The sequence below is a fragment of the Chitinophaga sp. CF118 genome (genome assembly GCF_900112615.1).
Lineage (GTDB): Bacteria > Bacteroidota > Bacteroidia > Chitinophagales > Chitinophagaceae > Chitinophaga.
This window is the reverse complement of sequence record NZ_FOMK01000032.1, coordinates 1-1,308: the sequence shown is the minus strand read 5'-3', so window position 1 is coordinate 1,308 and position 1,308 is coordinate 1. Positions and strand designations below refer to the sequence as shown.

The window sequence follows — 1,308 nt, the reverse complement described above, 5'->3', positions numbered from 1 at the left end:
TATGGTGTACCCAATTGTTAGGACCAGCAGTTGGTATTTCTTCGCTTTGAGAGGTGCCAATTGATTGGATGAGTTTACTCATCTAAGCAATTGGTACAAGCCCCCGGCAGGGGATCAGGCAGCGATCTGCGTGTAAAGCATCTCAGGGGTTTTATATCCCAGCGATTGATGTAATCGCTCTTTGTTATAAAAATTGAAATACTCGCTCAAGCCTTGATACAAACTTACTCCGTCTTCATAAACATTCAAATAAATATTTTCATATTTCACACTCCGCCACAATCTTTCTACAAATATATTGTCGAGGGCACGTCCCTTCCCATCCATACTGATTTGTATTTCGTGACTTTTAAGTAGCGCTGTAAAAACTTCACTTGTGAACTGGCTTCCTTGATCCGTATTAAAGATTTCAGGCTTCCCATTTAGTCTTATAGCCTCGTCGACAACGTCTTTACACCATTCGGCTGTCATCGTATTACTTATACTCCAATTTAAAACATAACGGGTGTGTAGATCTATTACTGCACACAAATACATAAAACCCTTCCGCATTGGAACATAAGTGATATCCGTAGCCCAAACCTGGTTCGCCTTTGTTATTTTTAATCCTTTTAGTAAATATGGATAAATCTTATGTGCAACATTGGGCGCACTCGTATTGGGTTCCTGATATAGCGTTTCCCATCCTATTAGCTCCATTAAGCGCTTTACTCGTTTCCGGTTAACAGGATAACCCTCTTCTTTTAAAAAGGCCGTTAAGCGCCTTACACCGTAAAATGGAGTTTTGTAATATTGCTCATCAAGTAGACGCATGATTGCCAGGTTCTCTGCAGTTTCTGATACAGGCTTATAATATAACCCGCTACGATGTATCCCTAATAAACGACACTGTTGACGCATACTTATCCCAGAATTCCCAGGCTCAATCATCTCTCTACGTAACGATACTGATTTCAACGCAACTTTTTTTTCAAAAAATCATTCTCTACCTTTAATTGACCGATCTGGGCGTAAAGCTTTTCCAGCTGGTCTTCTTGTTGTTCTGTATTGGAGACTGCTCCATCGGTTTCGAATGCACTAGCCAGCTTCGCTGCGGCTTCCCTCTTCCAGGTATTGATTTGAGTAGGATGCAACTCATACTTACGCGCCAGCTCTTCCATGGTGCTGCGCTCCTTTAGGGCTTCTAACACGACCTTCGCTTTGAAGTCCCCACTAAATTTACGTCTGCTCTTTTTTGTCATTATGTAGGCAATTTAAGATTAAAATTTTTTATCTTAACTGCCGGTCCTTTTTTCGGGGTCCATTATA

At 41.1% G+C, this 1,308-nt stretch carries 1 protein-coding gene; it reads right to left on the bottom strand.

The genetic code is table 11. From position 1 onward, the window contains the following. Positions 1-114: 114 nt before the first annotated feature. Positions 115-1,241, bottom strand: a protein-coding gene (locus tag BM176_RS32050) for an IS3 family transposase (protein ID WP_090108487.1) whose coding sequence is annotated in 2 segments (ribosomal slippage) — positions 115-956 and positions 956-1,241 — 1,128 coding nt in all. Because the reading frame shifts where the segments join, the coding sequence is not laid out codon by codon here. Positions 1,242-1,308: the final 67 nt, after the last annotated feature.